The sequence below is a fragment of the Paraburkholderia sp. BCC1876 genome (assembly GCF_902833695.1).
In the GTDB taxonomy this organism is placed as follows: Bacteria; Pseudomonadota; Gammaproteobacteria; order Burkholderiales; family Burkholderiaceae; genus Paraburkholderia.
This window is the reverse complement of the sequence record NZ_CADFGI010000002.1, coordinates 697652-712028: the sequence shown is the minus strand read 5'-3', so window position 1 is coordinate 712028 and position 14377 is coordinate 697652. Positions and strand designations below refer to the sequence as shown.

The window sequence follows — 14377 nt, the reverse complement described above, 5'->3', positions numbered from 1 at the left end:
TTTTGCTCGGTGTGTGAGACAAAAAAACCGCCCTCGGGCGGTTTTTTGTTTCTGCTCAACCTCAGCCTCAGCCCAACCAGCGGCGTGCGTTCTGGAACACGCGCAGCCACGGGCTTGCGTCCGTGCTGCCCTCACCCCAGCCTTCCGGATGCCAGCTCATCTGCACCGCGCGATGCACGCGCTCGGTGTGCGGCATCAGCACCGTGAAGCGGCCGTCCGGCGTGGTGACCGACGTGATGCCCTCCGGCGATCCGTTCGGGTTGAACGGATACTGCTCGGTCGCCTGACCACGGTGATCGACAAAGCGCATGGTCACGGCCACCTTCGACGCGTCGCCCTGCTGCGAGAAGTCCGCATAGCCTTCGCCGTGAGCGATCGCCACCGGAATGCGCGAGCCTTCCATACCGTTGAAGAAGATCGACGGCGAAGCCTGCACTTCGACCAGCGAGAAGCGCGCTTCGAATTTCTCCGACTTGTTGCGCGTGAACTTCGGCCAGGCTTGCGCGCCCGGGATCATCGACGCGAGGCTGCTCATCATCTGGCAACCGTTGCAAATGCCCAGCGCGAACGTGTCTTCGCGACCGAAGAACGCGGCGAACATGTCGGCCAGTTGCGCGTTGAAGCGAATCGCCTTCGCCCAGCCTTCACCCGCGCCTAGCGTGTCGCCGTACGAGAAGCCGCCGCACGCCACCGCCCCGGCGAAATCCGCCAGATTGGCGCGGCCTGCCAGCAGATCGCTCATGTGCACGTCGTGCGCGTCGAAGCCGGCGCGGTCGAATGCGTACGCGGTTTCGAGGTGCGAGTTCACGCCCTGCTCACGCAGGATCGCGACACGCGGACGCGCGCTCTTGCCGATGAACGGCGCGGCCACGTCTTCTTTCGGATCGAAGCTCAAGACCGGCGTAATGCCCGGATCGGCCGCGTCCGACAGCATGTCGTATTCGGCGTCGGCGCAAGCCGGGTTATCGCGCAGACGCGAGATACGCCAGCTCACTTCGCTCCACGTGCGATGTAGGTCGGTGCGCGGCGCTTCGTAGATCTTCTTCGCGTCGCGATAGATTTCGATCGTGTCGCGCTCGTTGAGCTTGCCGATCACATGCGAGCACGCCGACAGGCCGTGTTCGCGCAATGCGGCGAGCACCGCGTCGCGGTCCGTTGCACGCACCTGGATCACGGCACCGAGTTCTTCGTTGAACAGCGCGCGGATCGTGCGGTCTTCACGGCGGCCGCTGGTCTGCTTGGCCCAGTCTTTCGCGTCGCCGTAATCGGATTCGTGGTTCGGATCGAGCACCAGCATGTCGACATTCAGCGACACGCCCACGTGACCCGCGAACGCCATTTCGCACACCGTCGCCCACAGGCCGCCGTCCGAGCGGTCGTGGTACGCGAGCAGCTTGCCTTCGCTATTCAGCGCCTGGATCGCGGCGAAGAAACGCTTCAGATCTTCCGGATCGTCGACGTCCGGCACCGTGTCGCCGACCTGCTGCGTGACCTGCGCGAGAATACTGCCGCCCAGACGATGCTTGCCGCGACCGAGGTCGATCGCGATCAGCACCGAGTCGCCCACGCCATCTGTACCGTTGGCGCGGCGCAGTTGCGGCGTGAGGTGCTTCCTTACGTCTTCAACCGGCGCGAACGCCGTGATGATCAGCGAGACCGGCGCGACCACTTCTTTCGCAACACCGTGGTCTTCCCACTTGGTGCGCATGGACAGCGAATCTTTACCGACCGGAATGCTGATACCGAGCGCCGGGCACAGTTCCATGCCGATCGCCTTGACCGTGTCGTACAGCGCGGCGTCTTCACCGGCTGCGCCACATGCGGCCATCCAGTTCGCCGACAGCTTGAGCTTGTCGAGCGACGCGATCGGTGCAGCCGCGATGTTCGTGACCGCCTCGCCGACCGCCATGCGGCCCGACGCCGGCGCGTTGATCACGGCGAGCGGCGTGCGCTCGGCCATGGTCATCGCTTCGCCGCGGAAACCCGCGTAGTCCATCGTGGTGATCGCAACGTCGGCCACCGGCACTTGCCACGGGCCGACCATCTGGTCACGCGCGGTCGTGCCACCCACCGAACGATCGCCGATGGTAATCAGGAACGACTTGCTCGCGACCGTGGGGTGACGCAGCACGCTGACCGCGACGTCCGGCAACGCAATCCCGGTGACGTCCACCGGTTCCAGCTTCTGCTCGACGCGCTTGACGTCGCGATGCATGCGCGGCGCTTTGCCGAGCAGCACTTCCATCGGCATATCGACCGGTTGATGCGCGCTGTCCGCGTTCTGCTCGGAGTCGATCACCTTCAGTTGACGCTCGGCGGTCGCCGTGCCGATCACCGCGAACGGGCAGCGCTCGCGCAGGCACATGGCTTCGAACGCCGGCAGATCGGCCGGCGCGATGGCCAGCACGTAACGTTCTTGCGCTTCGTTCGACCAGATTTCGCGCGGCGACAAACCGCTCTCTTCGAGCTGGATCTTGCGCAGATCGAACAACGCACCCTTGCTGGCGCCGTCGACCACTTCCGGGAACGCGTTCGACAAACCGCCCGCGCCGACGTCGTGAATGCTCAGAATCGGGTTCTTGTCGCCGAGCTGCCAGCACGCGTTGATGACTTCCTGCGCCCGGCGTTCGATTTCGGGGTTGCCGCGCTGCACCGAGTCGAAGTCGAGCTCGGCGGTATTGGTGCCGGTCGCCATGGAACTCGCCGCGCCGCCGCCCATGCCGATCCGCATGCCCGGGCCGCCGATCTGGATCAGCAGCGAGCCTTCCGGCAGATCGTGCTTATGCGTGTGCTGGTCCGAAATATTGCCGATGCCGCCGGCGATCATGATCGGCTTGTGATAGCCGCGCACCAGACCCGCGACGTTCTGCTCGTAAGCGCGGAAATAGCCACCCAGATTCGGCCGGCCGAATTCGTTGTTGAACGCGGCGCCGCCGAGCGGGCCGTCGATCATGATTTGCAGCGGCGATGCGATGCGGTCCGGACGGCCGTACGCTTCGTGCTGCTCGGCGGGATTGCGGTGTGCGAGCGGCTGCGCGACGTCGCGCGCGTTTTCCCATGCCTCGACGCCGTCCGGCAACGCCAGATTCGACACCGTGAAGCCGGCCAGACCCGCCTTAGGACGTGCGCCGCGACCGGTCGCGCCTTCGTCGCGGATTTCACCGCCCGAGCCGGTGGACGCGCCCGGGAACGGCGAGATCGCGGTCGGGTGGTTATGCGTTTCCACCTTCATCAGCGTGTGCGTGAGTTCGACGCCACGGCGGTAATGTTCCGGCAGTTCGCTTGCGCCGAGGTCGGCCGGCGTGCGCGGGAACCAGCGCTCGGCCATGCCGCCCGCCATGATCGCCGAGTTGTCAGAATACGCGACGATCGTGCCTTGCGGATTCAGCTTCTCGGTATTGCGGATCATGTTGAACAGCGAGATGTCCTGCTTCTCGCCGTCGATACTCCAGTCCGCGTTGAAAATCTTGTGACGGCAGTGTTCGCTGTTGGCCTGCGCGAACATCATCAGTTCGACGTCGGTCGGGTTGCGGCCGAGTGTCGTGAACGCGTCGACCAGGTAGTCGATTTCGTCGTCCGCCAGTGCGAGGCCCAGTTCCGTGTTCGCCGCTTCCAGCGCGCCGCGGCCGTGGCCGAGCACGTCGACGGTTTGCAGCGGCTTGGCCGGCAGTTCGTCGAACAGATGCAGCGCGTGTTCGCGCGAGCTCGACACGCTTTCGGTCATGCGGTCGTGCAGCGCGGCGACGACAGCCGCGCGGGCTTCGTCGGAGAGTGCCTTCTTGCCGCCCAGCAGGCCGCTTTTCAGCGTGACCGTGTACTCGACGCCGCGCTCGATCCGGCGCACCTGCGTGAGACCGCACAGATGCGCGATGTCGGTGGCCTTGCTGGCCCACGGCGACACCGTGCCGAAGCGCGGCACCACGAGGAAGGTTTCGGCCGTGCCGCGCTCTTTGCTTTCTTCGAGCGGATCGCCGTAGTGCATCAGCGCTTCGATCTTCGCCGTGTCTTCAGCGGACAGCTCGCTCTGGGCGTTGACGAAGTGCAGATACTGCCCGCGCACGCCGGTGATGTTCGGGTCGATGCGCGTAAGCGTGTCGAGCAGGCGGGTTTGACGGAAATCGGAAAGGGCCGAAGCGCCGGGGAAACACGAGAAGTGGGCCATGGACTTGACTTTGCGTCGCTCAGTGATGCCGAGAAGTCGCGCGTGCAGGCGACGTGAGGCGGAAAAGAAGTCCGAGATTATACCCCGGGAAAGGGCTTCCGGCCGCCTTGCCGGTGCGCTTTCGGCCCGCTCGCGCCGCGCCGCGCGACGCTTTCCGGCGTGCCGCCCGCGTGGCCGCGCGAGCACTTTGGCTGCTATCATTCGCCCTTTCACCAGATCGGCGCGAGCGGCCTGAGGCAATGAGTCAGGCCGGGCAATGCGCGCCGCATGTCACGCTCAACGGGAGCGCGCCGCTTCGGCGTCCCGTCGGCCATTCGAATCAGAACATGGATGTCATCGTCATCGGCGGCGGGATTGCGGGCGTCGCCACCGCTTATCAATTGCGCGCGGCCGGTCACCGGGTCTGCGTCGTCGAGCGTCACGCCACGGTGGCGCAAGGCGCGACCTATGGCCACGGCGGCACCGTGCTGCCCACGCCGCTCGACGTCTGGTTCGGCCCGACCTTCATGGCGAGCCGGCAGAACGCCAGAAACGGCGTCATCAGCAAGACCGGCTTCACCGGGCCGGCGCGCCAGTTCGTCAAACAACTTGCCACGCTGCAGGACCCCGAGGCCTTCAGCCGCCAATATGCCCGGCTGCGTCCGCTGATCGAACTGTCGCGCGACGCCATGGCCGACGTCGAAGCGCGCTTCGGCCTCGAATTCGAACAAACCAGCGGTTTGCTGTACCTGGTGCGCTCCGCGCAGGAGTGGGAGCAGACCCAGCCGGCGCTCGACCTGCTGCGCCAGAACGAAGTGCCGCATCACGTGCTGACGCCCGCCGAATGCAGCGCGTTCGAGCATTCGGTGCGCGCCGAGCCGGAGTTCGCCGGCGGCGTGCTGTTCGATCAGGAACGCACGGCCAACTCGCCGCTGTTCGCCAAGCTGATCAAGCAGACGCTCGATACGCAAGGCGGCGTGCAATTCATGCTTGGCTGCGAAGTCTCGGCGATCCGTCTCGAAGGTCAGCGCGCGTCGGTGGAACTGGCGCCGCGGCCGGGCGCGTCGTCGCGCTCGCGCGAGGTCGACGTGATCCATGCGGACGCGGTCGTCGTGGCCGCCGGGCACGGCAGCCTCGCGCTGCTCGAACCGCTCGGCCTGCGCCTGCCGCTGCATCCGCTGCGCCTGCATACGCTGGTCGCGCCGATCGCGCATGAAGAATGCGCGCCGCATGTAGCGATCGTCGACGCGGTCAAGCGTATTGCGATCAGCCGGATGAATCATCGGCTGCGGATTGCGGGTGGCGCGGTGCTGCAGAGCGCCGCACAGATCGACAAGCCGCTTGGCGAAGCGTTGACCAAAGAAGCGCTGGCGCTGCTCGGCCAGGCCACGCACGACTGGATTCCGGGCGCGGCGCGGATCTCGGCGGCGCTGCCGTGGGAAGGCGTCAAACTGCTGTCGCCCGACGGCTTGCCGGTGATCGGCAACGCGGTGCATCCGCGCCTCTTCGTCAACGTCGGTCATGGCCCGGCGGGCTGGGGGCTGGCTTGCGGCGCGGGCAAACTGATCGCCGATCTGATGTCCGGTCAGACGCCGGATGTGCCCGCGGACACGCTGGCGGCGCTGCGCGCGGACCGCTTCTAGTCGCAGCCGGCCGATGGGTTCGCGCGGCGCGCTCATCGGCACTACCATAGCGGCTTCTCCAGCTTCCTCGCCTCGGGCCTTGCGCCAGGGCGAATCGCCCGCCGCCATGACCGAAGCCGACCTCACCCCGCCTACCCTCACCCGCCCTCACAACAAGGCGCTGCCTTTACTGACGCTGACCGACCTGCGGCTCGCCGAATCGCAGGCCGCGGCCGGCTTGCCCGAGCACACGCTGATGGCGCGCGCCGGCAAGTCCGCGGCGAGCTTCCTGCAGGAACTCATCACACGCGACACGTCGATCGAACGCGCGAAGCAGAAGGTGTGGCTGATCGCCGGCCCCGGCAATAACGGCGGCGACGCGCTGGTCCTCGCGACGGAGCTGCACAAGGACGGCATTGCCGTGGAACTGTGCATGCCGGTCGACGTGAAACCGGACGACGCCCGCTGGGCTCTCGAACTGGCGCGCGCAGCCGGCGTTGCGATCAGCACGGCGCCGCCCGCGTCGCTGGACAGCTACACGTGGCTCGTGGACGGCATGTTCGGCATCGGCCTGACACGCGCCCTCGACGGCGTCTTCGCGACGGTCGCGCGGCAGCTTTCGCAGCGCGCCAAGGCGCGGCCGCGCAAAGGCGGCGTGCTGGCGCTCGACGTCCCCAGCGGCCTCGACAGCGACACCGGCACGGTGGTCGGCGAAAGCGACGGCGTGGCCGTGCACGCCACGCACACGATCAGCTTTATCGCCGCCAAACCGGGGCTGTTCACCGCGCAAGGCCGCGACCTCGCCGGCTCGGTCACCGTTGCGCCGATCGGCATCGACTCCAGCAAACGCACGGCCGTGCAACTCAATGCGCCCGACCTGTTCGCCGGCTTCCTGCCGCCACGCGATTTCGCCACCAACAAGGGCACCTTCGGCAGCCTCGCCGTGGTCGGCGGCGACACCGGCATGTGCGGCGCGCCGATCCTCGCGTCGCGCGCGGCGCTGTACACCGGCGCGGGCAAAGTGCACGTCGCGCTGCTGGGCGACGGCGCGCCGCCCTACGATCCGCCGCATCCCGAACTGATGCTGCATGCGATCGACGCGCTGCCGCTCGACAAGATGGACGCGCTCGCGATCGGCTGCGGCATGGGCGAGCGCGAGCGCGCCACCCAGGTGCTGCATGACGTGCTGCAACTCGACATGCCGAAGCTGTTCGACGCGGACGCGCTGAATCTGATCGCGAAAGATCCGTCGCTCGCGGCCGAACTCACCGCGCGCGGCGTGCAAGGCGATCCGTGCCTTCTCACGCCCCATCCGCTCGAAGCCGCGCGCCTGCTCGGCACCGACGCGCCCGGCGTGCAGCGCGACCGGCTCGGCGCGGCGCGTGCGCTGGCGGCGCGCTTTGCCAGCGTGGTGGTGCTGAAAGGCACCGGCACGATCATCGCCGCGCCCGACGGCCGCCTCGCGATCAATCCGACCGGCAACGCCGCGCTCGCAACGGGCGGCACCGGCGACGTGCTCGGCGGCATCATCGGCGCGTTGCTTGCGCAACATCTGCCGCGCTACGAAGCGGCGTTGGCGGGCGTCTATCTGCACGGCCTCGCCGCCGACACGCTGACGGCGCAAGGGCACGGTCCGGCTGGCTTGACGGCGGGCGAACTGGCGCCGATGGTGCGGAGTTTGCTGAACCGGCTGTTTTATCCGGCGACGGAAGGGTGAGACGTGGGACGCGGCGCCCGCATCCCAAACTCTGCACCGCGCCGCCAAAGCGCGCCTGCCTGTCACCCTTCACACAAGGCCGCTATACTGAACGACTGCGCCGCGCGTCGGATTCGAAGCGGGTGGCGGCGAAGCTTCCGCGCACGTTCGCATCGCGCAGCGAACGCCCGAAGCCTCCCCACCGCCCCGTGCATCACCGGCCGCGCGGCATCGCTCTAACAGCATCGTTGCCTCATCCTCGGCGGCGCTTCACGCGCTCGCCTTCCTTCGTGCCCTTGGTTAGACGGACGCTATGACGCAGAACTCGCTCCCCTCCTGGTCCTCGCTGCAAACGCATTACGAGAAGATTCGCGATGCGCACCTGCGCGACTGGTTCGCCCCCGAGAACGATCCCGCCCCCACCCGCGCCGAGCGCTTCGCGTTCGCCGGCGGCGGTCTCGCGGCCGATTTCTCGAAGAACCGCATTACCGACGACACCCTCAAGCTGCTCGTGCAACTCGCGCGTGAAGCCGGCGTCGAAAAGCGCCGCGACGCGATGTTCGCCGGCGAGGTCGTCAACCCGACCGAAGGCCGCGCCGCCTTGCACACCGCATTGCGCGCCACCGACCCGAAAGCGCCGTTCTTCGACCAGGTGCAGGCCGAGCGCGCAAAGATGGCCGCGTTCGCCGACCAGGTGCGCAGTGGCGCATGGACCGGCTACACCGGCAAGCGGATCCGCTATGTGGTGAACATCGGCATCGGCGGCTCGGACCTCGGGCCGAAAATGGTCGTGCATGCGCTGCATCATCTGGCCACGCCCGAGATCACCACGCACTTCGTGTCGAATGTGGACGGCGCCGATCTGTACAACGTCATGCAGCAGATCGATCCCGAGGAAACGCTCGCGATCATCGTCTCCAAGACGTTCACCACGCTCGAAACCATGACCAACGCGCGCTCGCTGCGCGACTGGTTCGTCGAGAAGGGTTGTCCGGAAAGCGCGCTGGCGAAGCACTTTGTCGGCGTGTCGGCGAATCCGTCGGAAGTGGTCAAGTTCGGCATCGCCAAAGAGAACGTGTTCGAGATGTGGGACTGGGTCGGCGGCCGCTATTCGCTGTGGTCGGCGGTGGGCTTGTCGATCATGATCGCGGTCGGCCCGCAGCAGTTCGGCGAACTGCTCGCCGGCGCCAACGAGATGGACCAGCATTTCCGCAACGCACCGCTCGAGAAGAACCTGCCGGTGCTGCTCGGCATGATCGGCATCTGGTATCGCAACTTCTTCGGCTCGCAAAGCTATCTGGTCGCGCCGTATTCGAATGCGCTGCATTTCCTGCCGTCGTATCTGCAACAACTCGAGATGGAAAGCAACGGCAAGTCCGCGCGACTCGATGGCGCGATGGTCGATTACCCGACCGCCGCCGTGACGTGGGGCGAACCGGGCACGAACGGCCAGCACGCGTTCTTCCAGATGCTGCATCAGGGTCCGACGATCGTGCCGATCGACTTCATCGCCGTGATGACGCCGGAGCATCCGCTCGTCAGCCATCATCCGAAGCTGCTGGCCAACTGCTTCGCGCAAAGTGAAGCGCTGATGCTCGGTCGCACGCTGGAAGAAGCGAAGAAAGTGGCCGGCCCGGACAAGCCGGAACTCGCGCCGCATCTGGTGTTTCCGGGCAACCGGCCGACCAGCACGCTGCTGGTCGACGCGCTGACCGCGCGCTCGCTCGGCGCGTTGATCGCGTTGTACGAGCACAAGGTGCTGGTGCAGGCGTCGGTGTGGAACATCAATCCGTTCGATCAATGGGGCGTCGAACTCGGCAAGATTCTCGGCAAGGTGGTCGAGGCCGATCTGACCTCGGCGAGCGTGGATGAGAAGAAGCATGACTCGTCGACGTCGGCGTTGATCGCGCGGGCGCGCGCGGCGTTGAAGAAGTGAGTTGAGTCGCGCGGGAGATCGCGTTGATTGAGCAATAAAAAAGCGGGCCATTCGTGGCCCGCTTTGCTTTTGGTGCGACGGTTGGTGTAACCGGTTGGTGCGGCGGTTTTTGTGACGCTGGTTTGGCGCGAGGCTCGTTACCAGGTCGCTTCAAGCCAGCCGACCCGCCTCGATCGTCACAGTCGTATCGCAGCGACGCGCCAGCTCGATATCGTGCGTAACCAGAATCAGCGTGGCGCCGTTCGCGCGATTCATCTCGAACATCAGGTCGATCACGGCGTGGCCGGTGGCTGCGTCGAGACTGCCGGTCGGCTCGTCCGCGAACAGGATCGCCGGATGCGTGACGAACGCGCGTGCCAAAGCCACACGTTGCTGCTCGCCGCCCGAAAGAAGCTTCGGATAGTGACCCGTGCGCTGCCCTAACCCCACCTGCTCCAGCAAACCACGCGCACGCGTCGCGGCTTCCCGTGTGCCGACGCCGCCCTGCAACTCGAGCGGCAACGTGACGTTTTCGAGCGCCGTCAAATGCGGCATCAGTTGAAACGACTGGAACACGAAACCAACCGAACCGCTGCGCAATGCGGCCCGCTCGTCTTCGCTCAATTCGGTGAGTTCGCGACCGAGTAGTCGAACCGAGCCCGAACTCGCGCTGTCCAATCCCGCGAGCAAGCCGAGCAGCGTAGACTTGCCCGACCCGGATGCGCCGACGATCGCCACACTGCTGCCGGCATCGATAGCAAGATCGATGTTGTCGAGAATCGTCAGTTCGCCCGTCGCATCCTTAACCTTCTTGCACAAACCCCGCACTTCAATGACTGGATCAGTTTTGTTTAGCATGGTGAAGCGTAGGTTGAAAGTGCTTGCCATCGCGCCGCGCGCCGCGGCGCCGACTTCGGCATTCGGCTTGGGCCTGGTGGCCGCCACCCTGTTTGCGCTGCCCGTCGCGGCGCGTGCCGCCAACGCGCCCGAACCGGCCAGGCCGGTGATCGTCGTGCTCGGCGACAGCATCTCCGCCGAGTACGGCCTGCCTCGCGACACGGGCTGGGTTGCCTTGATGCGCCAGCGCCTTGCCACCGAGCGAATCGATTATAGCGTCGCCAATGCAAGCATTAGCGGCGACACCACCAGCGGCGGACGCGCCCGTTTGCCGGCATTGCTGGAGCGCCTGAAGCCGAGCATCGTGATCGTCGAACTCGGCGCTAACGACGCCTTGCGCGGCGTACCGCTCTCCACCACCGACGACAACCTGCGCACGATCGTCGAACAGGCCCAACAGGGTCACGCGAAGGTCGTGCTGGTGGGCATGTATGTGCCGCCTAATTACGGCCCCGACTACACCCAAAAGTTCCATGCCATGTACGGCCAACTGTCGCAGCAATTGCATGTCGCGCTGGTGCCGTTCCTGCTCGCCGGCATCGCCGACAGACCGGACATGTTCCAGGCGGATCAGATGCATCCGACCCAGCAGGCACAGCCAGTGCTACTCAATAACGTGTGGCCTGTGGTTAAGCCGCTCCTTCGACCAAGTTCGCCGCGCTGAACAGCGCGCTAACAACTTGTTTCCAGAACTTTGGGAACACGGATCGGTAAGGTCTATCTGACACTTTCGTAATCCCGTGTAACCCGGCTCGATTTTTGAGCGTCTCTTGAGGAGATAACGTGAAATACCTACCGTTAATCGCTTTGACCGTGGCAATTTCTGCCTGCGCCGCTCAACCGCCTGCAGGCGTCCAATCTGTCGGTCAAAGCCAGCAACCGGTGAAGGCCGTTGCCACCTGCATCGCGCAGAAATGGGCAGATAGCTCGCAACAGCAGGTCGTGTCGCAAGACACGATGGCTAACGATCAGGCCATGGACGTCTACGTTCCGGGCCAGCAACCGCCTAGTGGCGCGGCCGCGGTGGTGCGTCCGTCGTATTCCGGCAAGGGTACGTGGGTGGGCTTCCGCGCGAACGGCGGTGCGGGTAGCGACGCTACCGGCGCCATCAGCGGTTGCCTGTGATCCTCACTTTGAAGCACTGCAGCAATCCGTTTGGCGATCCGTATCAATTAAGCGTCTGAGACTCTGGACTACTCGCCAAATGAAAAGCCCCGCGATTTGCGGGGCTTTTTTGTTTCTTGCATCGATCAGCGCGAACGCTTATTCGCCGCTCGCCTGCGCATTGCTGCTGTCCAACGCGCCGAAGAACTTCACCTTCGAACGCGCGCGCACAGCCTGCAGATACGCTTCCGCTTCGGACTGCGCGTCGACTTGCGCAATCTGTTGCTGCGCTGCAGCCAGACGCTGCGGATCGATCGGTGCGCCCGCAACCACCGCGTTCACACGATAGATCGCGTAACCGTCGTCACCGAGGTCCACACCGACGTACGCCGGCAATTTTTGCGCGTCCGCTTTGTAGATTGCACTCAGTGCTGCCGGCGGCATGCCTTGTGCATCATTGCGCGACACCTTCAGCGGCGACGAGAATCCCGCGGTCGACCTGGACTTTGCAAAGTCGGCCAGCTTCGCGATACCGTCCTTGTGCGCAGCTTCGTCCGACTGAACCGCGATCACCTTCTGACGCACCGCGTCCTTGACCGCATCGAGCGCCGGTACGGCGGCCGCTTTGTAATCCGTGACGTGCGCCGCGATCAGCGTGTTGCCGCCGACGTCGATAGCCTGCGTGTTGTTGCGCGCGGTCACTGCGTCGCTGGCGAACACGGCGGCCAGAAACTTCGGATTGCCGAGCGGGCTGCCAGCCGGCAGCTTCGGATCCGGCTGCGGCGTCACCGTAGCGGTTTGCACTTGCAGCTTGTACTTGTCCGCGGCCGGTTGCAGGCTCTTCGCTTTTTCGTAGACGATCGACGTGAAGCCTTCCGAATCGTCGCTGAATGCCTTGGTCGCGAGTTGCGTCTTCAGGTCCTTCGAGATCTGGTCTTTCACTTCGTCGAACGGCCGGGTCACGGCCGGCTTCACGTCCGTCACCTTGACGATGTGATAGCCGAAGTCCGTTTGCACGATGCCGCTGACTTCGTCTTTCTTCAACGCGAACACTGCGTCGTCGAACGCCTTGCCGCCAGCGATCATGCCGGGACCGAAGTAACCCAGATCGCCGCCCTTCGACGCCGAACCCGGATCCTGTGAATTCTGCTGCGCAATCTGCGCGAACTGATCCGGATGCGCCTTGACCTGCGCGAGCAGGTCTTCAGCCTTCTGCTTCGCCTTGGCCTTGTCGGCCGCGCTCGCGTCTTTCGGCGCCGCGATCAGGATGTGGCTGGCTCTCACCTGGCCGTCCGTGCGGAAGTGCGCGATGTTGTCGTCGTAGTACTTTTTCAGATCCGCGTCGCTCGGCTGCGCCGACGCCGCCAGCGTGGCCGGCGACATCACCAGATACTGGATCGTGGCGGTGGCGGGCGTGGCGAAGTCGTTCTTGTGCGCGTCGTAATACGCCTGCAGTTGCGCGTCGGTGGGCTGCACTTTCGCCGCGTAGTCGCGCGGATGGAATGCGATGCCCTGCACTTCACGCTGCTGCTCGGCGAGCTCGGTCAGATGCTGCGCGAGCGTCTTCGACGTGAACGCGCTGCTCTGGATCGAGACGGGCAATTGCTGCGTGGCGATGCTGTAGCGCACGCGCTCGTCGTATTGATCGGGCGTCATGCCTTGCATGGCGAGCAACTGCTTGTAACGCTCGACGTCGATCGAACCATCGGGATTCTTCAGCGACGAGATCACCGGGTCGTTCAGCAGCACGCGGCGCACCGCGTCGTCCGACGCAGTCAGATGCAGACGCTGCGTTTCGTCGGCCAGCACGCGTTGCTCGATCAGACCGTCGAGCATTTCGCTACGGCGTTCAGGCGTGTCGAACGACTTCATGTCGAACTGCGCGCCGAGCATCTGACGGGCACGGTCGAGCTGCTGACGCATTGCGTCGTCGTATTCGGCGCGCGTGATCTTGTGACCGTTGACGCTCGCGACATTCGCACTTTCGTCAAAGAAGCCGCGGAAGCCTTGAATACCCACAAAACCCAACCCCGGCACAATGACGAGGATGAGCATGACCATCATCAGGCGTTTGTGATTACGGAAAAAATCGAGCATGCGTGAGGGGTGCCAAAAACAGAACGCCCGATCTTACAACAGCGGGCAATAAAAAAGGCGAACCGTAGTTCGCCTTTCGAGGATACTGGCGGAGTGGACGGGACTCGAACCCGCGACCCCCGGCGTGACAGGCCGGTATTCTAACCGACTGAACTACCACTCCTTGTACTGCACTGATACTGCACTGACTGAGACACTCGACTAAACCGGAAACTGGTGGGTGCTGAGAGGCTCGAACTCCCGACCTACGCCTTGTAAGGGCGCCGCTCTACCAACTGAGCTAAGCACCCGTTTCACGATCTAATCCACTTTAGTGAATCAGCTTGCTTATTTTCTGCCGCTCGATTTCTCAAGCAGCAAGCCCATTAGTTTAGCGCATCCTTCAGAGCTTTGCCAGGCCTAAATTTGGGCACCTTTGCCGCCTTGATTTTGATCGCGGCGCCGGTGCGCGGATTGCGGCCCGTGCGTGCGGTGCGCTTGCCGACCGCGAACGTACCAAAGCCGACCAGCGTCACCGATTCACCCTTCTTCAACGTCCCTTTGACACCGCCGATCACGGCGTCGAGCGCGCGGCCCGCCGCAGCCTTCGAAATGTCGGCTTGCTGTGCAATGTGATCGATCAATTCCGTCTTGTTCATTCCAACCCCCGAGAATGTTTATGGCAATCGTGATGGCGCTCTGCTGCGCCTGGTTCCACGCGGCCGGCGGGCTACGCCGAGCCGAGTCATTAGAATTGGCCGAAACCCTTGTGTCAAGCGGGGTTGAGCCTGATTCAGAGGGATTTGCAAAGGCCCGCTTATCACCAAATCTTGCCGCGAATCGATGTATGTGCAACCAGTCGGCGCGTAGGTCGCAGATTGTTCAAAGGTTGGGAAACCCGGTGCTGCGGAGGCGCTGCGAAACGC

The 14377-nt window shown here is 64.6% G+C and carries 9 protein-coding genes and 2 tRNA genes; 5 read left to right on the top strand and 6 right to left on the bottom strand.

Translation table 11 applies throughout. The annotated features are described in order from the left end of the window. Nucleotides 1-67 precede the first annotated feature (67 nt). On the bottom strand, nucleotides 68-4162 hold the full coding sequence (gene purL / locus HWY05_RS09690; RefSeq protein ID WP_176058168.1) for a phosphoribosylformylglycinamidine synthase: 4095 nt from the start codon (nucleotides 4160-4162) through the stop codon (nucleotides 68-70). A gap of 326 nt (nucleotides 4163-4488) precedes the next feature. On the opposite strand from purL, the gene HWY05_RS09685 reads away from it, so the two are divergent. From HWY05_RS09685 to pgi, 3 genes are all read left to right on the top strand, one after another. After that, entirely contained in the window at nucleotides 4489-5784 is a 1296-nt protein-coding gene (locus HWY05_RS09685; protein WP_176058167.1) for an FAD-dependent oxidoreductase, read from the top strand. A gap of 106 nt (nucleotides 5785-5890) precedes the next feature. Beyond that, nucleotides 5891-7480 (top strand): NAD(P)H-hydrate dehydratase, encoded by a 1590-nt coding sequence (locus HWY05_RS09680; RefSeq protein WP_176058166.1) that lies wholly within the window; start codon nucleotides 5891-5893, stop codon nucleotides 7478-7480. A gap of 292 nt (nucleotides 7481-7772) precedes the next feature. Beyond that, on the top strand, nucleotides 7773-9395 hold the full coding sequence (gene pgi / locus HWY05_RS09675) for a glucose-6-phosphate isomerase (protein ID WP_176058165.1): 1623 nt from the start codon (nucleotides 7773-7775) through the stop codon (nucleotides 9393-9395). Nucleotides 9396-9545: 150 nt separating this feature from the next. Here pgi and HWY05_RS09670 read toward each other — a convergent pair whose 3' ends face one another. Then, nucleotides 9546-10232, bottom strand: a complete 687-nt coding sequence (locus tag HWY05_RS09670) for an ABC transporter ATP-binding protein (protein ID WP_051980518.1) — start codon at nucleotides 10230-10232, stop codon at nucleotides 9546-9548. On the opposite strand from HWY05_RS09670, the gene HWY05_RS09665 reads away from it, so the two are divergent. Then, on the top strand, nucleotides 10231-10935 hold the full coding sequence (locus HWY05_RS09665) for an arylesterase (RefSeq protein ID WP_176058164.1): 705 nt from the start codon (nucleotides 10231-10233) through the stop codon (nucleotides 10933-10935). The genes HWY05_RS09670 and HWY05_RS09665 overlap by 2 nt on opposite strands. Before the next feature lie 119 nt (nucleotides 10936-11054). Then, entirely contained in the window at nucleotides 11055-11396 is a 342-nt protein-coding gene (locus HWY05_RS09660; RefSeq protein WP_035550297.1) for a hypothetical protein, read from the top strand. A 138-nt stretch (nucleotides 11397-11534) separates the two neighbouring features. Here HWY05_RS09660 and HWY05_RS09655 read toward each other — a convergent pair whose 3' ends face one another. The 4 genes from HWY05_RS09655 to HWY05_RS09640 all read right to left on the bottom strand — a co-directional run bounded on the left by HWY05_RS09655 (nucleotide 11535) and on the right by HWY05_RS09640 (nucleotide 14110). Further along, nucleotides 11535-13472 (bottom strand): SurA N-terminal domain-containing protein, encoded by a 1938-nt coding sequence (locus HWY05_RS09655; protein ID WP_176058163.1) that lies wholly within the window; start codon nucleotides 13470-13472, stop codon nucleotides 11535-11537. An 86-nt stretch (nucleotides 13473-13558) separates the two neighbouring features. Beyond that, nucleotides 13559-13635: transfer RNA gene (locus HWY05_RS09650), tRNA-Asp, on the bottom strand. 51 nt (nucleotides 13636-13686) lie between these two features. Next, nucleotides 13687-13762 (bottom strand) — tRNA-Val (locus HWY05_RS09645). 75 nt (nucleotides 13763-13837) lie between these two features. Next, complete coding sequence (locus HWY05_RS09640; RefSeq protein ID WP_035550302.1) at nucleotides 13838-14110, bottom strand: HU family DNA-binding protein; 273 nt, start codon at nucleotides 14108-14110, stop codon at nucleotides 13838-13840. Between the last annotated feature and the right edge of the window lie 267 nt (nucleotides 14111-14377).